The sequence below is a fragment of the Bacteroidales bacterium genome, from assembly GCA_013314715.1.
Lineage (GTDB): Bacteria > Bacteroidota > Bacteroidia > Bacteroidales > GWA2-32-17 > Ch61.
The window spans coordinates 1-19,891 of the sequence record JABUFC010000026.1 but is presented as its reverse complement, the minus strand read 5'-3'; the positions used below and the strand labels follow the sequence as shown (position 1 = coordinate 19,891).

The following is a 19,891-nucleotide window of genomic DNA, read 5'->3' as shown; positions in this document are numbered from 1 at the left end:
TATTTACCAGCAAACTTTAAATATTTTATATTATGGGAAAAATTATAGGCATAGACCTTGGAACAACAAACTCTTGTGTTGCAGTGATGGAAGGCAACGATCCAGTTGTTATACCCAATAGCGAAGGAAAACGTACTACTCCATCGATTGTAGCATTTTTAGATAATAACGAACGTAAAGTAGGCGACCCTGCTAAGCGTCAAGCTATTACCAATCCTAAAAAAACGATTTACTCCATTAAACGATTTATGGGAAATCGCTTTGACGAAGTTTCTAACGAAATAGCTCGCGTTCCTTACGAAGTAGTTCGTGGTGAAAACAACACACCTCGAATAAAAATTAACGACAGAACATATACTCCCCAAGAAATTTCGGCAATGATTTTACAAAAAATGAAAAAAACTGCCGAAGATTATTTAGGACAAGAAGTAACCGAAGCTGTAATTACAGTTCCAGCTTATTTCAACGATGCACAACGTCAAGCTACAAAAGAAGCAGGCGAAATAGCAGGTCTTAACGTTCGTCGTATTATTAACGAGCCAACCGCTGCTGCCCTGGCTTATGGTCTCGACAAACGCAATCGCGACATGAAAGTCGCTGTTTACGATCTCGGTGGCGGTACATTCGACATATCCATTCTTGAACTCGGCGATGGCGTTTTTGAAGTAAAAAGCACCAATGGCGACACACACCTTGGGGGCGACGACTTTGACCAACGTATTATTGACTGGCTCGCCGAAGAATTTAAAAAAGACGAAGGTATAGATTTACGTAAAGACCCCATGGCACTTCAACGCTTGAAAGAAGCTGCCGAAAAAGCTAAAATCGAACTTTCAAGTTCAAGCTCTACTGAAATTAACCTCCCCTATATCATGCCCGTTGATGGCGTTCCTAAGCACCTTGTAAAAACACTCACACGTTCAAAATTCGAACAACTTATCGACGATTTGGTTCAAAAAACCATTGAACCTTGCAAAAAAGCTTTAAAAGATGCCGGATTAACTCCTAAAGATATTGACGAAGTTATTTTAGTTGGTGGTTCAACCCGCGTGCCTATTATTCAAAAAGTAGTAGAAGATTTCTTTGGTAAAACACCCTCTAAAGGAGTAAACCCCGACGAAGTAGTAGCTGTTGGTGCTGCCATTCAAGGTGGCGTTCTCACTGGCGAAGTTAAAGATGTATTATTGCTCGACGTTACACCTCTATCACTAGGTATCGAAACCCTTGGTGGCGTTATGACAAAACTCATCGAAGCCAATACAACAATTCCCACACGCAAAACTGAAACTTTTACAACTGCAGCCGATAATCAAACCTCCGTTGAAATACATGTACTTCAAGGAGAACGCACACAGGCAAGCCAAAACAAAACCATAGGACGTTTCCACCTCGATGGCATACCCGCCGCACCAAGAGGAGTTCCACAAATTGAAGTTACGTTCGATATCGACGCTAACGGTATTTTAAATGTATCGGCTAAAGATAAAGCTACCGGTAAACAACAAAGCATCCGCATCGAAGCTTCATCAGGATTAACCGAAGACGAAATTAAACGCATGAAAGCTGAAGCCGAAGCGAATGCCGAAGCAGACCGCAAATTCAAAGAAAAAATCGATAAACTCAATGCTGCCGATAGCCTTATTTTCCAAACTGAAAAGCAACTAAAAGAGTTTGGAGATAAAATTCCGGCCGACAAACGTTCACAGATTGAAGCTGCTATTCAAAAACTTAAAGATGCACATAAGAGCGAAGACCTCGACCGTATTGATAAAGCTATGAATGAACTAAACGAAATATTCCATAAAGCAAGCGAAGAAATGTACAAAAATACTGGAGCTCAGCAACCTAACGCAGAAAATCAAAACAATACCAATCATACAAAATCAGACTCAGAAGTTACCGACGTTGACTTTGAAGAAGTTAAATAAAACATTTTTCAACAATAAAATGAGGAGGCTGTCTCAAAAGGACAGCCTCTTTTTTATAATAGCCTTTGAACATTTAAATTATTTATGACATTTAAGTATTGAAAAGATTAAAATATTATTTTATCTTTGCTGAATAAAAAAATAATATGCGATCTATAATTGATCAACTTATTCAAACCGGTCAAGCATCCAAAGAAGATATTGCACTTTTGCTTCAATGCAAAGGCGACGATCGTGCCTATCTTCTCGAAAAATCGAAAGAAATAAAAGAAACCTACATTGGCAAAAAAGTATATTTCAGAGGACTTATCGAATATTCGAATGTTTGTGCTAAAAACTGTTATTATTGTGGCATTCGTCGTGATAATAAAAAAGTTGAACGCTATACCATTAGCGATGAAGAAGTATTAGAAGCAGCCCGTTTTGCCTACGAGAAAAATTATGGCAGCATTGTTTTACAAGCTGGTGAAATAAGCTCGCCACAATATGTTCATCATATAACCGAATTATTAAAACAAATAAAAACATTATCCCATGGTAAGTTAGGAATTACCCTTTCGTTAGGCGAACAATCGGAAGAAACTTACCGCGAGTGGTACGAAGCAGGAGCACATCGTTATTTATTACGTATCGAAGCTTCCAATAAAGACTTATATCAAAAAATTCATCCTAACGATCAATTACACAATTACGAAATTCGCAAGAATGCTCTTTTAAAGCTCAAAAAAGTGGGTTATCAGGTTGGAACCGGTGTTATGATTGGACTACCGTATCAAACCTTCGACGATTTAGCTTCTGATCTGCTGTTTATGAAAGAACTCGACATAGACATGTGTGGTATGGGACCCTATATTGAACACGCTGAAACACCTCTCTATGAACTTCGTAATACCCTTATGCCTTTAGAAGAACGTTACGACCTTACCCTTAAAATGATAGCCATCTTACGTATTATGATGAAATACATAAACATTGCATCTACTACAGCCTTGCAAGCAATCGATCCCATTGGACGAGAAAAAGCTATAACGATTGGAGCCAACATTATTATGCCTAACATAACACCACGAAAATATCGCGATAAATATTTTCTGTACGAAAACAAACCATGCAGCGACGAAGATGCAGAAGATTGTATTAAATGTCTTGAAATGCGTATAAAATTTGCCGGTGGAGAAATTGGTTATGGCGAATGGGGCGATTCCAAGCATTTTCTTAACAAAAAACATTATGTATAAACGCCTGCAAACTATATTGCATCTGCTCAATGCACATAAATACTCCGAGGCATTGGAAGAAGTAGAATCTTTATTGTTTTTTCAAGATAACACCGAAATACAAAAACTTTACGAACTTATTAAAAAAGCAAATTACAGCGAGGCACATACCTGTTGCTTAAGCCTCATTAATAAACAGGAGAAGCCCGAACACACCGAAAATATTGATTTTGTAGGACTTCAAACTACTTACCAAATGTTGCAAACTCAATTTCTGGTACTAACAACTCAAAAAACTGAAGCCGACAAGATGCTTACACAATTTCGCATTCGTTATTACCAAGAATTAGGTTTTATCATAAGCGAAATATTACAAAAACGCATAAAACTTTTTGAAACGATGCGCGATAGCAACCCCGATGCCCAGTATGAACACGAAAAAACTAAACAGCAATACGAGCAATTTAGCAAAAACTGGGAACAAGTACCCCACGAACATGCTGGAAATATTGGCGAAGAGGCAAAACAACGCTTACAATATGCATTCAGAAAAGCCAGTAAACTATGCCATCCCGACGCTGTTAACGATGATGTTAAACCACAAGCAGCAGAACTTTTTGTTCAATTAAACAAAGCATATTTTGAAAACGACGTTGCTACAGTAGAAAACATACTTCAACAACTCGAAAATGGCATATTAGAAGCAACTATATCCAATATCGATACTAAAAAATCGCTCAAAGCAAAAATATCAAAACTCAAACACGATATTGCCTTATTAAAAAACGAATATCAAAGTATAATCCAATCGCCCACCTATCAGTTTATCATAAAATTAGATGATTGGGATCGTTACTTTAACGAAACAAAACAAAAGCTCGAAAAGGAACTCGAAGAATTAACAGCATATGGACAAAAGTCTGGTAATACAGCAAACGCAAACTAGCCTTTTACAGGTAGAACAACTTTTCGAGATAACTCAATCCATTTTATCGTTATCGAAATCGCAATTCAGCGAAACAGGAACTACTTTTAGAAACAATCCTTATCGAACTGGTTACATTGCTAAAACTATCGACAGTAAAGATTTTAATATAAAAAACTCGTTTTGCCATTTATCCAGTATTCGTTCGAGTCCTATTGCCTACAACCAAGTTCTTTATTTTGGCAGCAATAGTCAATATATTCACGCCATAGATGCTCGCACTTTTGAAGAAATATGGAGGTATCGTACCCATAAAGAAGTTTTGTCAACACCTTGCATTGATGGGAACACTTTATATATTGGCAGTTTCGACACTTATTTATATGCTATCAATATTACCAATGGTATTCAGCGATGGAAGTTTAAAACCGACGACTGGATTTTTAGCAGTCCTCTGGTATATAAAGAAATGGTAATTTTTGGCAGCATGGATGGCAAGATCTATGCTGTAAATAAATACACCGGTAAGCCAATATGGCAATATTCAACAGACCACTGGATAATTTCGAGCCCCACTTTATTTGACCACAACATTATTATTGGTACCCGCGATAAACGAATTATATGCCTTGATGCTATCACTGGAAAGGAACTATGGAACTTCTCAACCTTAGCCCCAATTCACGCTACTGCCGCCATTTACGACCATACTGCTTTTATTGGCGATTTAGCCGGAAACTTTTACGCCTTAAGAGCTTATGATGGAAGTCTAAAATGGAAAAAAATGGTCAATAGTGCCATTTTTTCATCAACTGCTGTTTCTGAAAATATTTTAATTTTTGGTACTAAGAAATCGGGTATTTACGCATTAAATCCAACAAATGGGAAAGAAATATGGCACAAAGAATTGAGCCATGCTTCGCATGCCTCTGCTTTGTTGTTCGAAAATATTGCCGTTACAGGAACTGAAAATGGTGATATATTAGTTATATCGATTATGGATGGTCAAACATTGTGGCAATTCCATACCGATGATGTTATCCGATCATCGCCTCTTTATTATGATGGAAAAATATTTGTAAGCGGAAGTTCATTGCTAAGAATTTTCTAAGTACACAAAAACAATAAACTAACAAAAATCAGGTTTTAACAACATATAAATATTCATCTTTAACAGTTTTATTTTATAAATTTATAGTGGCTATGAAATACCTGTTTTTTGGTTTGTTGGTAACGCTTATAAGCTTTGAACTATTGGCTCAAAATAAAGACTCGTTAAAAGTTAACGTTTATATACGTTGCAGTTACTGCGACAATTCATACATACGCAACGAACTTAAATCGGTAAATTATGCTCGTGATATATCCGATGCAAATGTAATTGTATTAGGTATGAGCGAACAAACCGGATCAGGTGGCGAAAAATATCGTTTTATTTTTGAGGGCAAAAATGAATTTAAAGGAATGAATGACACACTTATTTTTGAATCTGCCCAAGATGCCACTACCGAAGAAATCAGAAATTTATACATGCATCATTTAAAACTCGGACTTCTTCCTTACTTTTTAAAAACCCCACTGGGCAAAAAAATAGAGTTTGAATACCCCGAAACAACCACAACGCAAACAACTCTTTCAACCGACCCTTGGAAAGGATGGGTTATATCGCTTAGCACAAATGGCTCGTTCAATGGTGAACAAAGCAGTAAATCGTTAAATATATATTCAAACCTGAGAATTTACAAAATTACCGATGGTTGGAAATTAACAATGGGTGCTAGTAACAATTACTCAAAAAGTAATTATTCTTACGATGAATACACGTATGAATATGTCAATCGTTCATATAACAGCTACATTCAATATGTACTATCCATGAGCGATCATTGGTCTTTTGGAATGTTTACATCGGCGGGTTCATCTACTTTCAACAATTTCAACCTTAATACTTCATTAAAACCAGCATTAGAATATAATGTTTTCCCCTATAAAATGTCTTTTGAAAAACAATTAAGAATTTCATATAAAATAGGAGCGAATTATGTTGATTACATCGACACTACTATCTTTCTTAAAACAAAAGAAATACTTCCAGAACAAGATCTTTCCATAAACTTTGGATTAGTTAAAAAATGGGGCGATATCGATATTTCCATATATGGAAGTCAATATTTACACGATTTAGAACTTTATGAACTGGGATCTTATATAAATTTTAGTGTTCGAATTATTAAAGGATTATCGGTAGGTTTAGCGGCAGGATATTCAATGATAAGAAATCAAATTAATTTATCAAAGAGTGATGTAACTCAAGAAGAACTATTGCTCCGACAACGACAAATAAAAACCGATTATTCTTATTGGGGTTATTTAGGACTTAGTTATACCATTGGATCAAAATTCAACAATATTGTCAACCCACGATTTGATTAACCATTATAGCATATTTTTTAAATATACATCGTACTGTTTTGCTATATTCGACCACAAAAATAAGTCATTAAATTTATCTCTTACCCGTTCCGATTTAAATTGCTTGGGTAAATATTGTTCGAAATAAAACTTCTGAATAGCGTTGGCAACTTCTCTGTCGTTTTTTATGGTGACTAATGTGCCATTGTCGCAACAAGCCAACAATTCTTTATTTCCACTAACAGGTGTAGCCACTAAATACAAACCTGCCGATAATGCTTCAATGTTGCTTATAGACATGCCTTCGATAAGTGAGGGCATAACCATTACATGCGAACGTTCATAATATTGCCAAACTTCATCGTCGGGAAGCCAGCCTGTTATTTTAACATGACGCAATTTAAATTTGCCAATTAGCTGCTCCATTTTTTTTCGCATTCTACCATCGCCTATCATGTAGGCTTGATAAGGTATTTGCATCCGCGACAAACGATACATGGCTTTAATAAAAGTCGAGGGGCTTTTTTGCTTCACAAATCGCCCCACAAATAAAATGGTTAATGGAGTTTCTTTACGTTTTTGCAAGTTAATTTTACGAGGAGTAATACCATTAAAAATCAATACAATTTTTGATGAATTTTTTTTGCCTAAAAATTTTTCGGCATTTTGCTTCATATATTGACTCTGAACAAACAAATAATCGGCATGTTTGCATATTTTTTTAATTAAAAAATAAGTCAAACTATGATACACCAGCATTTGCTTTTTGAAAAACCACGGAATATCGTGTCCATGCGAAATAATGCAATAAGGAATATTAAATTTTTTCTTAATTTTTAATGCCAGCCAACCTCCCGGAATAGTAAAATTAGCAAAACATATATCATATTTTTCATTAAGTGGTAATGTTTGTAAAAACTGCCAGGACTTTTTCATCCAATCGTACATTTCCAAAGGGTTAGATTGATATTGCTTAGAGCGTTTTGACTTAACGCGAATAATCTCTGGTTTATGGCTTATGTTTTCATGCTCGTCTAAACCCTTGTACCATGCTGTAATAACGGTAACCTCATGCCCCAACTTTTGAAGTTCATTGGAGATATGCATCGATATACGCCCTGCACCGCCGCCCAACGGAGGGTACTCATAATTGAGCATCAATATTCTCATGCTCAGCAATATTTTTTGAATTCTCGATGATATATAAAGGACGCCCTTTCACCTCTTCGTAAATTTTACCAATGTATTCTGCAATAAACCAAATAAAAATAAATAGCACACCTATAAGAATATAATTAACAACAGCTAACCACTCTAGTAATTTATAAAATTGGTCGTCGAAAAAGAAACGATATGCCAAGTAAAAAAGGAAAATAATGCCTGAAAATATAATGCCAACACCCGCTACTAAACCTATACGCAAGGGCAAAAGCGAAAAATTCAATAAACCATTCATGGCAAATCGCATCATTTTAAGCCAATTAAACTTGGTCTGACCTTTAATTCGGTGTGGGCGAATATAATCGACAATGGCATATTTGAAACCCATCCAAGGAATAAGCCCCCGCAGGTAGCGACTATGCTCACGCAACTGCCGCAGTTTATCAGCCACGGTTTTGTCAATAAGCCTAAAATCGCCAATATTCCCTTTAATTTTTATTTCGCTAGCCTTATACAATAAACTGTAATACCATTGAGCGGTCATTCGTTTTAACCATTTATCGTGCCTATGGGAGCGACGAGCATAAACAATTTTAGCTCCTTTTTGCCATTGTTCTACCAATAACGGTAAAACTTCAGGTGGATCTTGAAAATCGGCATCCATCGTAATAATAGCATCGCCCTTAGCAAAATCGATTCCTGCCGTTAAAGCAGCCTGATGACCAAAGTTTCGGGTAAACGAAATTACTTTTACACGTTTATCTTCATCGGCAAGCGTAAAGAGCTGCAAAATAGACGCATCGGTACTCCCATCGTTAACAAAAATAAATTCCAATTCGCTTTCCGATAAATGCTGCAAAATAGCATGATACAATGGAAGAATGTTTTTTCTTCGTTAAAAATAGGAATAACGATAGAAATTAGTCTTGACACAAAATATTGTTTTGACAAAAGTACAAAATTTCATTAGATAAAAATACAGATCTGCATATTTATAGATGCATATACACAATTATAGAACTATGCTAATAAAATGAGTTCTTTGTGAAACTAAAAATAATGGAATTCGTTATTGAAATAAAAAAATTTTATTTTCAATTATTTATAAATTGCTTGTTCTTTTCAATAATATGATAAGAATTGGAGTGTCAAAAAAGAGTTTTATAATGATTTTATAATTTAATAGATAAAGAATTTGTAAACATGTTATTTCAAAATTTAAACTTGTATATTTTTAATTTCAACAGTCTATTTCTTAATCTTCAACTTGTTTATTATTGTTTCAGCCGTTGATTTATTTCTGACAATAAGGATATAATTTTTTCAAAATGTTCATTTAATAATTCAAGTTGGGCTAATATTTTTTCTTCATAACTTTGTTTTAATGGTCTTTGCGAATTATTAGAATGTTTTTTTCCATTTTTATTAAAAATTAGTTCATCTTTATTGGGAACTGAAAAAAAATGCACATCTGTATTTCCCTTATCAAAAAAGGATAATAAATCTTTATCTGTCTTAATATCCTCATTTAATAAGGACTTTAACGACTGTGCATTATTTTGCTCACTTTCTATTATTTTCTCTTCAGTTTTTTCAGCCAATTCTTCAAATAAATTAATTTTTAAGACTTCCGACATTCGTTGCAACATTTCTGTATCGATATGGTTTCGCTGAAATATTTCATACATGGTTCTACGCGAACAATTGATCAACCGTGCAAATTCAGTTACTTTAAATCCTTTCAACTTAATAAGTTTTTTTATCTGCTTACCAATTGGCTCTTCATTCATTTTTTGTTTTAAGATAATTATTTATGATTAATTTTTTAAAAAAAAGTGTATAAAAATTTGCACATTTAAATTTTTGTGCATATTTTTGCACTTATTAACCAATAAAATTTTATGTTATGAAAAAAATCTTTTTATTAACAGTTTCAGTATTATTATTATCAAGTTGTTCACAAAGAATGCTTGATTTTACAATTGTTTCTACAAAAAATGTAGATTTATCTAAAGCTAGTACATTTACACGTTCTAAAACAAGAACAGAAGGAACTGATATAGTGCATTTAATTATTTATTTTCCGACTGGTATTCCTAACATGAAGGAGGCCATTGATAGGGCATTGGAAAAAGTACCTGGAGCAATTGCATTAGTAGATGGTGTAGTATATCATAAATATTGGTGGGCATTAGTATATGGGCAGCATATGTATGTAGTTGAAGGAACTCCTTTAATTGATCCAAGTTTAACAGATAATACAGTTAAAATGCCAGAATATTTAATTGTTAAATTAAATCATAGTGGAGAGATTAAAGAATATAAAGAAATTGATAAAAAAGAATACAATACAATAAAATCTAAAATAATAAATACTACTGATGTAAAGTATTTTAATTATAATAATAAACTTTAAAATTTATAGATTATGAGAACTTTAAATTTATTTTCAGTTGTAATGCTATTAGCTGGTTTAGTATTTTTTACAAGTTGCAAAAAAGAAGGTCCTATGGGACCACAAGGTCCAGCTGGTAAGGATGGTAATGCCAATGTTACCAGTATAACTTATACAATATCATCATGGGATACTGATAATACTATTTGGTATAAGGACATAATTGACAGCAGAATTACTAATAGTATTTTAGAAAATGGTGATGTAAGAGTTTTTTTAGAAAGCCCTGCACAATCAAATGTTTGGCTAAATATGCCATTTATTAGCCCCCACAATAATTATTTTACCACGTATAATTATAATGTGGGTCTTAATGTAATAAGAGTAGTAATTTATGATAGTGATGGACTTTTACCTGCACAACCTTCCTCAATGCGTATAAAAGTTGTTGTAATTGATGGTGTTAGCCTAGCAAAAGCAAAGAAAGCTAACATTATTCTTAACAATTATGAATCATTGAAAAATTTCTTTGATATAAAAGATTAAAAGTTATATCCTAAATTTCTAAATTCATAAGAGCCTCCATTTTGGGGGCTTTTTTATATATAAATGGTTTAGCATTATCTGTAAAAATAAGTCCTGAATATGTTTTTATCCCAAGTACGATGAATAAACAAATTCAATTATACTGATAAAAATAGTAATATTTTTAGAAGAATAAACCTTACACCCAATGTCATACCGAGCCTGTCGAGGTATTTCCATACACAAACCAAAATGAGCATTGGGGTCATTCTTCGACAAGCTCAGAATGACGAGCAAAAAAACTAGCTTTTATTCACCAAGATTGGGATAAATTAAAAGAATTGCCAAAGTCAAGTTCTTTAAATAAGTAGATAGATTAAAACCAAGAAAATAAATAAACAAATTCAACCAGGCCGATAAAAATAGCAATGTTTTTATAGGAAATTACGCATTAGAAATGCATAAACAACAAAGTGCTTGTAATCAAATTCAATATTAGAATTAAAACCATCCCTAAATCGGGGTCATCCCAACTAAATCAAGTGGTTCGTCTCGTCTCGTTATTAAACTAATAACGAGGCGGGTTTTATTATCTACTTTTTAACATATTTTATTTTCAAATTTATTTTTACTTAAATTTGCATTCATTATTTATTTTTATGGTATCGAACGATTCAACTCCCTTAATGAAGCAATATAATAGCTTCAAAGCAAAATACCCCGATGCTATTTTGTTGTTTAGAGTGGGCGATTTTTACGAAACATTTGGCGACGATGCCGTAAAAACAGCCGCCATACTAGGCATTACACTTACCAGCCGAAACAATGGTTATGCTTCAGAAATGGCATTAGCTGGTTTCCCTTACCATGCACTCGACACCTACCTGCCCAAACTGGTACGTGCTGGACAGCGTGTAGCTATTTGCGATCAGCTCGAAGATCCCAAACTAGCCAAAACTATTGTTAAACGTGGCGTTACAGAACTTATTACGCCCGGTATTGTTACACATGAAAATGCACTCTCAAATCGCGAAAATCATTTTTTAGCTGCTCTATATTTTGAAAAGAAAAATTTTGGTATTGCACTACTAGACATATCAACCGGTGAATTTTTAACTACCGAAGGAACCGATGAACAAATCGAAAAATTATTACAAAGCTTTCAGCCTAAAGAAATACTTTACGAACGCAGCCAACATGAATTTATACATACATGGCTCAATCAGCAATATTATTTATATAAACTCGACGATTGGTATTTTACTTACGAAACCTCTTATGAACGTCTTACCCGTCATTTCGAAGTAGAATCGCTCAAAGGCTTTGGAATTGGCGATTTTTCGGTCGGCATAGCTGCTGCAGGGGCTATTTTGCAATATCTCGATGCTACGCAACACGATAAGCTTAAGCATATTAGCAATATATCAAGACTTTATCATGAAGAATATGTATGGATTGATAAGTTTACGCTTCGTAATTTAGAATTATTGTACTCTCCAAACGAAAACGCTAAAACGCTTATCGAAATTTTAGACCGAACCCAAACTCCTATGGGGGCGCGTTTATTAAAACGTTGGCTCGCTTTTCCACTTAAAAATATTGTTTCTATAAATAATCGCCTACAAATAGTAGATTTTTTTGTAAAACACAAAGATCTAATTGATGACTTAGTCATTCAACTTCGACAAATTGGCGATTTAGAACGGCTTATTTCAAAAGTTTCCATAGCAAAAGCGGGTCCTCGCGATGTAATTCAAATTTATAATGCCCTTGTTGCAATTCAAAACATAAAAAAACTTTTCTCACCTCAAACTCCCTTTTATTCGCTCATCGAGCAATTAAACGACTGCCTCTTACTCACCCATAAAATACATCAACAAATGAATCCCGAATGCCCTGCCCTTATCAATAAAGGGAATGTCATAAAAAGTGGTGTAAATCAAGAACTCGACCAATTGCGAGAGATATTATATAACAGCAAAGAATACTTAAATGAACTACAAAATCGCGAAAGTTTAAGAACCGGTATTCCCTCGCTTAAAGTTAGTTTTAATAATGTTTTTGGTTATTATATCGAAGTTCGAAATACTCACAAAGACAAAGTTCCGCCCGAATGGATTCGCAAACAAACACTTGTAAGTGCCGAGCGTTATATTACTCAAGAGCTAAAAGAATACGAAGAAAAAATACTTGGTGCCGAAGAAAAAATATTAGCCATTGAATCACAACTCTTTCAAGAATTGTTAAATGAAATTATTACGTTTGTACCCACCCTTCAACTCAATGCAGGTATCATCTCTAAACTCGATTGTTTTCAGTCGTTAGCCACTATTGCCATAGAAAATAATTACACCAAACCAGAGCTTAACGAAAGTTTTATAATTGATATCAAGGAAGGACGACATCCGGTTATCGAAAAACAACTCCCCGCCGACAAACCTTTTATTCCTAACGATATTTACCTCGATTCAGATAACCAGCAAATTATCGTTATTACGGGCCCAAACATGTCGGGGAAATCGGCTTTATTGCGTCAAACCGCTATTATAGTTTTACTGGCTCAAATGGGCTCGTTTGTACCTGCCAAAGAAGCAAAAATTGGTTTAGTGGATAAAATTTTTACTCGTGTCGGAGCAAGCGATAATATATCGCAAGGCGAAAGTACTTTTATGGTAGAAATGATCGAAACCGCTACCATTTTAAATAATTTGTCGGCACGTTCACTCATTTTACTTGATGAAATTGGACGCGGAACCAGTACTTACGATGGCATTTCTATAGCTTGGGCGATAGCCGAATATATACACGAATATCCCAACGGAAAACCACGTACGCTTTTTGCTACCCATTATCACGAACTCAACGAAATGGAAAAATCATTCAATCGTATCAAAAATTTTCATGTTAGCGTAAAAGAAATCAATAATAAGGTTCTTTTTCTTAGAAAACTTATCCCAGGTGGAACCGAACATAGTTTTGGGATACATGTTGCCGAAATGGCCGGTATGCCTAAAAGTGTGGTACACCGAAGTAAAGAAATATTAAAACAACTCGAAAGCAATAACACTTCAAACGACATCAAAAAGCCTATTGGACAAATTGCACCCGAACGTGAAGGTTATCAGCTTTCTATTTTCCAGCTAGACGACCCCGTTTTAAAACAAATACGCGATCAAATTAAAAATATCGATATCAATAATCTAACTCCCATCGAAGCTTTAAATAAACTCAACGAAATTAAAAAAATCACTGGCTTATAAATGACTAAAAATCAATTTCATACATACTATATTAAAAACATGTTATGTCATTGCTGCATTCAGCACCTTAAACACACGCTGGAACAGCATCTATATGAAATTGATTTTATACGTTTAGGCGTTATTTCTATTACAAAACCCAATTTTGACGAAAAAGAATTAAGAGCAATTTTACAAGAAAACGGATTTGATATTGTTAAAGACCACGATGATCAGATTGTTGAAAAAATAAAACAAGCCGTAGTAGAACTAATACATTATTCCAACAATGTCGATTCTATTGTACGTAAATCTGAATACTTAGTAGAACGCCTTAATATGACCTATCAACAAATATCTCGTATTTTTTCTAAAAAAAACACAATCACGTTAGAGCGTTATATGCTACTCCATAAAATGGAACGTGTAAAAGAACTTGTCTTACAAAATGAATTCACATTAAGCGAAATTGCTTATATGATGGATTTTTCGAGTGTTCATCATTTGTCGGCCACCTTTAAAAAATTAACGGGTATAACGGTTACCGAATTTAAAGAAAATCCATCTAAATATAAAATATCAATTGATAAACTCCTTTAAGATTTGTTTTAATTTCAGCTTTTCATTTTCCCAATTCAATTCCTCTGCTGCAATTTTGCAATTCTCTTTCCATTCACTCAACTGCTCTGGATTTGCCCATAAAGAGTTAATAAACGCTGCTAAATAATTTGCATTTAATTGCTCTTTAGATAAGCACCTTCCTACTTTATAGTGCAGTACTATTTTTTCTATTTCGGGCAATGCCGAACAAATTACCGGAACATGAGCCTGTATATAATCGAAAAGTTTATTAGGTAGTGCATAGCGATAATTTAAGCCCATATCTTCTTCGAGCGAAAAACCCAAATGGGCTGCAAGTGTATAAAAGTGCAACTTTTCAGCAGGAACTTTTCCTAAAAATATTACTCTATTATCAAGTTTCATATTTTTTGTTCTTGCTTTCAAATTATTTTCAATATCGCCACTTCCGGCTAATAAGAGCACATAACGCTCGTCAAGTAATGATATCGTATCAACCAATAATTCTAACCCCCTCCCAACATTAAGTGCACCTTGATACATCAATACCCTTTCGCCCTTTATTTTAATAACTTGCTCATGGCTCCATGTCTTAAGCAAAGGTAAATTACGAATCGTAAAAACCGGTACACCATATTTTTGATTATAAGCCTGAGCTATAGAATCGCTTACGGTAACAGCAAAAGGTAAATGAGGAAATATTTTTCGCTCTATATAATTCCAAATTTTTTGAATTTTACGACGATGAGTCAACTCAGGTACTTGAGTAAAATATTCATGACTATCGTACAGCAATTTTGTCTTTTTTAATTTCGAAGCGACAAAACAAGCACAAAGAGTATCTAAATCGTTTGAAACAATTAAATGATTACGACTAAATAATAAAAATAGTAATAGACGAATATTGTATTCAGCATAAAATAAAGCTTTTTTATTAAACAAAAGTCTAAATCGATAGGTCTTATATGGTCGATGAACAGCTTGCGAATGTCGAAACCGTCTTCCAACAAGCATTACAGAATATCCCTCTTCCATTAAAACAAGACAAGTACGATGCACCCGCTGGTCTGAAATTAAATCATTGGTTACACAAACGGTAGCTTTTTTCGATATAACTTTCAAGCTTTTTATCAATAAATTTTGTCAAAAATACATAAGCCATTCCGAAAAAAAAAGAAAATATTTTTTTAACTTTATTTTTACTCTAAAGTAAACACCTCAAAACATCTTTTTTCTTTCTTTTGTAAAGAAAATCAACAAAATAGTTTACTGTATTATTTTTTTTTGTAACTTTGCCGCCTAAATTCTTCAAACGAAGAAAAAACATAATGTCTAACCATTAAAAAAACTTATTAAATGGCAAAAAAAGAAAAACTTCAAGAAATCGAAGAACAAGAAAAAAACTTGTCAGACTTAGCAAGTTACAAAAATCAAAGTCTTTTAAATGAAATTGCACCCGAAGAACTTCCAGTGCAAAAAGCTGAAACCTTAGAACAATATCACGGCGATGACGAACCCATTATCACAAAAAAATCGCAAGATTTATTAGCCGAATTCGATTGGGATAGCATAGGCAAACGTGATGTTGTTTATAAAGCCGACGAAAAGAAAAGATTAGAAGCCCTTTACGAAAAAACGCTCTCAACCGTTGTTGAAAACGAAGTAGTAGAAGGCACCGTTGTAGCCATGAACAAACGCGAAGTAGTTGTAAACATTGGTTACAAATCAGAAGGTGTTATAAGCTTAAACGAATTTCGTTATAATCCCGATTTAAAAATTGGCGATAAAGTAGAAGTTTTAGTAGAGACCCAAGAAGATCCCAATGGTCAACTCATTTTATCGCACAAAAAAGCACGTGCTCTCAAATCATGGGATCGTGTTAACGAAGCTTATAACAACGACGAAATTGTAAAAGGTTATATTAAATGTCGTACCAAAGGTGGTATGATTGTCGATGTATTTGGCATCGAAGCATTCTTACCCGGTTCGCAAATTGATGTTAAACCCATTCGCGATTACGATATTTTCGTAAACAAAACCATGGAATTCAAGATTGTTAAAATTAACAATGAATTCAAAAACGTAGTGGTATCGCATAAGGCTCTTATCGAAGAAGAACTCGAAGCTCAAAAACGCGATATTATTGCTAAACTCGAAAAAGGTCAGGTACTCGAAGGTACCGTTAAAAACATTACCTCATACGGCGTATTTATCGATTTGGGAGGCATCGATGGTCTCATCCACATTACCGACTTAAGTTGGGGACGCATTAACCATCCTGAAGAAATTGTTCAACTCGATCAAAAAATCAACGTGGTTATTCTCGACTTCGACGACGATAAAAAACGTATTGCTCTTGGTCTAAAACAACTTACTCCTCATCCATGGGATTCGTTAGATCCGAATTTAAAAGTTGGCGACAAAGTAAAAGGCAAAGTAGTTGTACTCGCCGATTATGGCGCTTTCATTGAAATAGCTCCAGGTGTAGAAGGCTTAATCCATGTATCCGAAATGTCGTGGTCGCAACACTTGCGTTCTGCTCAAGATTTCATGAAAGTTGGCGATGAAGTAGAAGCAGTTATCTTAACCTTAGACCGTGAAGAACGCAAAATGTCGTTAGGCATTAAACAATTAAAACCCGATCCTTGGACCGATATTGAATCGAAATATCCTGTTAATAGTAAACACAAAGGCATCGTTCGCAATTTTACCAATTTTGGTGTTTTTGTTGAACTCGAAGAAGGCATTGACGGACTCATTCATATCAGCGACCTTTCATGGACAAAGAAAATTAAACATCCTGCAGAATTCTGTAATATTGGCGACGAACTCGAAGTGGTTATCCTCGAAATTGATAAAGAAAATCGCCGCTTAAGTTTAGGCCATAAACAAGTAGAAGAAAATCCATGGGATGTATTTGAAACCTTGTTTACAGTTGGTTCTATTCACGAAGGTACCGTAATGAATATTACCGACAAAAATGCTACCATTGCACTACCTTATGGTGTTGAAGGAACAGCTACTACTAAAAACCTTGTAAAAGAAGATGGTACTTTATTAAAAGTGGACGAAAAAGCTGAATTTAAAATCATTGAATTTTCAAAAGAAAATAAGAAAATAGTTGTTTCGCACACACGTATTTTCGAAGATGCTAAAAAAGAAACCGAACAAGAAACAAAGAAAAAAGCATCGAAGAAAGAAAAGAAAGAAACTACCCCTAAAGTAGAAAAAACAACCTTAGGCGATATTGCTGATTTGGCAGCTTTGAAAGACCAACTTCAAAATAAAGAAAAAAAATAACCTTTTATGATATTCCATAAAAATTTATTATTTTTACAGCATGGAATTCAATATTGAAAAGAAAGAAAATTACACCCTTGTAAAGGTGATGGTCGAAAAACTCGACACGCACATTGCACCAGCATTAAAATCAGAATTAGTGCTTATTGCAGGCAATGGTGAAAAGAATATTATTCTCGATCTTAGCAATTGTCGCTATTGCGATTCAAGCGGATTGAGTGCTATTCTTGTTGCAAACCGTCTTTGCAAAAATGCCGAAGGCACTTTTGTTTTAACGGGTTTACAACCAGCCGTTGAACGCTTAATTACGATATCACAATTAGATACAGTACTCAATATTTCGCGTGTACCCGAAAAAGCACCAGAACTTATCAATAAAGACTAAACGAGTCTGAGTTGAAGACCTTTACCCTTACAGTATTAGGCACAAGTTCGGCTGTGCCTACTTCTGAGAGATATACAAGTGCTCACATGCTCAATGTATGTGAGCATTTTTATTTATTCGATTGCGGCGAAGCTACTCAAATTCGCATCAGACAAGAACATTTGCCACTTTTAAAAATCAACCACATTTTTATTTCCCACCTACACGGCGACCACTTTTTGGGGTTATTTGGATTGTTGTCGTCATTTCAGCTTCATGGTCGTAAAAACGAATTGCACATTTACACCTTCCCCGAATTAGAACACTACATCAATACCATAATACTCGATAAAGAAAATCTGCATTTTCAAATTCATTACCACCATTTACCAACTCAAAAACCTGAGCAAATTTTTCAAGATAATCAGGTAACCATAACCGCCTTTCCATTAAAACATCGAGTACCTGTTTGTGGTTTTGTTGTTAACGAACAGCCATCACCGCTCAAAATTAAAAAAGAAAAGATAAGCCAATATCAATTAACCATACATGATATTATTCGAATTAAAAACGGCGAAGATTTCATAACGCCCGATGGAAAAGTTATACCTAACCAGACACTCACTTACCTACCACCTAAACCTCGAAAATATGTTTACTGTACCGACACGTTGTACGATGAGTCGATTATTGAGCATATTAAAGAAGCCGACTTACTTTATCACGAAGCTACCTTTAGCGAAGAGCATACCGATAGAGCCATAATAACCATGCATTCAACAGCGAAGCAAGCAGCTACCATTGCCCAAAAAGCAAATGTAAAAAAACTTCTTATTGGACATTACTCCGTACGTTATAAAGATTTAACCGTACTCTTAAACGAAGCTCGTTCGATATTCCCAGAAACATACTTAGCCCAAGAAGGGATGAAAATAGCAATAGAGCAAAAAATATAAAATAACAACCATTTTTTTCTATTATAATCTTACTTGTATTCCCAGTTGTGCCCTATAAGTTGACATGGCTAAGTTAAAATATACGGATCTAATATAATTGCCTTTTTAATTATATCCGTCGGGATATATTTATTTTTCTTCCACTACCATTAATCGAATAGGCTGAGCGGGACGACCATTATCAGTACAATACAAAGTCTTAAAGGCATTCTCAAATGTATCCCATTGAATTTTATGGGCTAAAACAAAAAATGGGATGTTTAGAATTTAGGGTATCTTTTAATGAGGAAAATATATTTCAAGACTTTTGCAAAGGTCTTATGATGTGAATAATATTTTTGATTGGATGCTGAAATAAATTCAGTATGATGGTTTTTGGGTGAGTGTTGGGTTTTTGTGGAGATACTGAAACAAGTTCAGTATGACGATTAGGGAAGGTAATGTTGTAGTTTGAGGAGATACTGAAACAAGTTCAGAATGACGGTCGGAAGGTAGAGTTGTGGTTTGAGGAGATGCTGAAACAAGTTCAGAATGAAGGTCGGAAGGTAGAGTTGTGATTTGAGGAGATACTGAAACAAGTTCAGTATGACGGTTGGAGGATAATATGATGGTCTTTTGAAATAGGCAATACTCACCACACCATTCTTCATCCCGAACTTGTTTCGGGATCTTCCCACGACTTCGCCACTTATTAGACCTAAGTAATTACATGTCAATACTTTATTCGATCATAAATGGCATATTTGATGTTTTTAAGCCTACGGATTGATAAATTTCTTTTGCTTGTTGAGTTATATTTGACGGAATACCATAGAGCTTATTCGTTTTTTTATCACGTAAAATACTTAGTTGTACACTTAACAACGATTGACGTATAACTTGTGGTGAGA

17 protein-coding genes are annotated in these 19,891 nt (G+C 34.5%); 12 read left to right on the top strand and 5 right to left on the bottom strand.

What is annotated here, in order from left to right; all coding sequences use genetic code 11:
• Window positions 1-32 precede the first annotated feature (32 nt).
• The 5 genes from dnaK (at window position 33) to HPY79_07515 (ending at window position 6,503) form a co-directional block, all read left to right on the top strand.
• Window positions 33-1,928: a molecular chaperone DnaK gene (gene dnaK / locus HPY79_07535; protein NSW45649.1), complete on the top strand. Its 1,896-nt coding sequence runs from the start codon at window positions 33-35 to the stop codon at window positions 1,926-1,928.
• 146 nt (window positions 1,929-2,074) lie between these two features.
• Entirely contained in the window at window positions 2,075-3,166 is a 1,092-nt protein-coding gene (hydE, locus tag HPY79_07530; GenBank protein NSW45648.1) for a [FeFe] hydrogenase H-cluster radical SAM maturase HydE, read from the top strand.
• Window positions 3,159-4,091 (top strand): hypothetical protein, encoded by a 933-nt coding sequence (locus HPY79_07525; protein NSW45647.1) that lies wholly within the window; start codon window positions 3,159-3,161, stop codon window positions 4,089-4,091. The genes hydE and HPY79_07525 overlap by 8 nt, the downstream gene beginning before the upstream one ends.
• Window positions 4,054-5,181, top strand: a complete 1,128-nt coding sequence (locus HPY79_07520) for a PQQ-binding-like beta-propeller repeat protein (GenBank protein NSW45646.1) — start codon at window positions 4,054-4,056, stop codon at window positions 5,179-5,181. Before HPY79_07525 ends, HPY79_07520 begins: the two co-directional genes overlap by 38 nt.
• A gap of 92 nt (window positions 5,182-5,273) precedes the next feature.
• The gene (locus tag HPY79_07515) at window positions 5,274-6,503 is read left to right on the top strand and encodes a hypothetical protein (GenBank protein NSW45645.1); all 1,230 of its coding nucleotides are present in this window, start codon (window positions 5,274-5,276) and stop codon (window positions 6,501-6,503) included.
• A 3-nt stretch (window positions 6,504-6,506) separates the two neighbouring features.
• Here HPY79_07515 and HPY79_07510 read toward each other — a convergent pair whose 3' ends face one another.
• From HPY79_07510 to HPY79_07500, 3 genes are all read right to left on the bottom strand, one after another.
• On the bottom strand, window positions 6,507-7,652 hold the full coding sequence (locus HPY79_07510; GenBank protein ID NSW45644.1) for a glycosyltransferase family 4 protein: 1,146 nt from the start codon (window positions 7,650-7,652) through the stop codon (window positions 6,507-6,509).
• Window positions 7,627-8,517 carry a glycosyltransferase family 2 protein gene (locus HPY79_07505; GenBank protein ID NSW45643.1) on the bottom strand — a complete coding sequence of 297 codons (891 nt, stop codon included), beginning with the start codon at window positions 8,515-8,517 and terminating at the stop codon, window positions 7,627-7,629. Before HPY79_07505 ends, HPY79_07510 begins: the two co-directional genes overlap by 26 nt.
• 400 nt (window positions 8,518-8,917) lie before the next feature.
• Complete coding sequence (locus tag HPY79_07500) at window positions 8,918-9,433, bottom strand: helix-turn-helix domain-containing protein (protein ID NSW45642.1); 516 nt, start codon at window positions 9,431-9,433, stop codon at window positions 8,918-8,920.
• 116 nt (window positions 9,434-9,549) lie between these two features.
• Between HPY79_07500 and HPY79_07495 the strand changes: the two genes are divergently transcribed.
• The 4 genes from HPY79_07495 (at window position 9,550) to HPY79_07480 (ending at window position 14,402) form a co-directional block, all read left to right on the top strand.
• Complete coding sequence (locus HPY79_07495; GenBank protein ID NSW45641.1) at window positions 9,550-10,059, top strand: lipoprotein; 510 nt, start codon at window positions 9,550-9,552, stop codon at window positions 10,057-10,059.
• Window positions 10,060-10,071: 12 nt separating this feature from the next.
• On the top strand, window positions 10,072-10,584 hold the full coding sequence (locus HPY79_07490) for a hypothetical protein (protein NSW45640.1): 513 nt from the start codon (window positions 10,072-10,074) through the stop codon (window positions 10,582-10,584).
• Window positions 10,585-11,249: 665 nt separating this feature from the next.
• Window positions 11,250-13,823: a DNA mismatch repair protein MutS gene (mutS, locus tag HPY79_07485; protein NSW45639.1), complete on the top strand. Its 2,574-nt coding sequence runs from the start codon at window positions 11,250-11,252 to the stop codon at window positions 13,821-13,823.
• Window positions 13,824-14,402, top strand: a complete 579-nt coding sequence (locus HPY79_07480; GenBank protein NSW45638.1) for a helix-turn-helix domain-containing protein — start codon at window positions 13,824-13,826, stop codon at window positions 14,400-14,402.
• Here HPY79_07480 and HPY79_07475 read toward each other — a convergent pair.
• On the bottom strand, window positions 14,382-15,503 hold the full coding sequence (locus tag HPY79_07475; protein NSW45637.1) for a glycosyltransferase: 1,122 nt from the start codon (window positions 15,501-15,503) through the stop codon (window positions 14,382-14,384). The two genes, HPY79_07480 and HPY79_07475, sit on opposite strands and share 21 nt — an antisense overlap.
• Window positions 15,504-15,902: 399 nt before the next feature.
• On the opposite strand from HPY79_07475, the gene rpsA reads away from it, so the two are divergent.
• Genes rpsA through HPY79_07460 form a run of 3 tightly spaced genes read left to right on the top strand, consistent with a single transcriptional unit; the run spans window position 15,903 to window position 19,001 of the window.
• Window positions 15,903-17,681, top strand: coding sequence for a 30S ribosomal protein S1 (rpsA, locus tag HPY79_07470; GenBank protein NSW45636.1), 1,779 nt, complete (start codon window positions 15,903-15,905; stop codon window positions 17,679-17,681).
• Between the two features lie 40 nt (window positions 17,682-17,721).
• Window positions 17,722-18,066: an STAS domain-containing protein gene (locus tag HPY79_07465; GenBank protein ID NSW45635.1), complete on the top strand. Its 345-nt coding sequence runs from the start codon at window positions 17,722-17,724 to the stop codon at window positions 18,064-18,066.
• An 11-nt stretch (window positions 18,067-18,077) separates the two neighbouring features.
• Window positions 18,078-19,001 (top strand): ribonuclease Z, encoded by a 924-nt coding sequence (locus HPY79_07460; protein NSW45634.1) that lies wholly within the window; start codon window positions 18,078-18,080, stop codon window positions 18,999-19,001.
• Window positions 19,002-19,721: 720 nt separating this feature from the next.
• Here the strand turns inward: HPY79_07460 and HPY79_07455 are convergent.
• Window positions 19,722-19,891, bottom strand: a 170-nt coding sequence (locus HPY79_07455) for a hypothetical protein (GenBank protein NSW45633.1), incomplete at its 5' end; no start/stop codon positions are given.

Coding starts and splice junctions, on each gene's coding strand:
- HPY79_07500 (NSW45642.1), bottom strand. CDS start 9,433: ATGAATGAAGAGCCAATTGGTAAGCAGATAAAAAAACTTATTAAGTTG.
- HPY79_07520 (NSW45646.1), top strand. CDS start 4,054: ATGGACAAAAGTCTGGTAATACAGCAAACGCAAACTAGCCTTTTACAG.
- mutS (NSW45639.1), top strand. CDS start 11,250: ATGAAGCAATATAATAGCTTCAAAGCAAAATACCCCGATGCTATTTTG.
- HPY79_07490 (NSW45640.1), top strand. CDS start 10,072: ATGAGAACTTTAAATTTATTTTCAGTTGTAATGCTATTAGCTGGTTTA.
- HPY79_07510 (NSW45644.1), bottom strand. CDS start 7,652: ATGAGAATATTGATGCTCAATTATGAGTACCCTCCGTTGGGCGGCGGT.
- HPY79_07515 (NSW45645.1), top strand. CDS start 5,274: ATGAAATACCTGTTTTTTGGTTTGTTGGTAACGCTTATAAGCTTTGAA.
- HPY79_07525 (NSW45647.1), top strand. CDS start 3,159: ATGTATAAACGCCTGCAAACTATATTGCATCTGCTCAATGCACATAAA.
- hydE (NSW45648.1), top strand. CDS start 2,075: ATGCGATCTATAATTGATCAACTTATTCAAACCGGTCAAGCATCCAAA.
- HPY79_07495 (NSW45641.1), top strand. CDS start 9,550: ATGAAAAAAATCTTTTTATTAACAGTTTCAGTATTATTATTATCAAGT.
- dnaK (NSW45649.1), top strand. CDS start 33: ATGGGAAAAATTATAGGCATAGACCTTGGAACAACAAACTCTTGTGTT.
- HPY79_07465 (NSW45635.1), top strand. CDS start 17,722: ATGGAATTCAATATTGAAAAGAAAGAAAATTACACCCTTGTAAAGGTG.
- HPY79_07480 (NSW45638.1), top strand. CDS start 13,824: ATGACTAAAAATCAATTTCATACATACTATATTAAAAACATGTTATGT.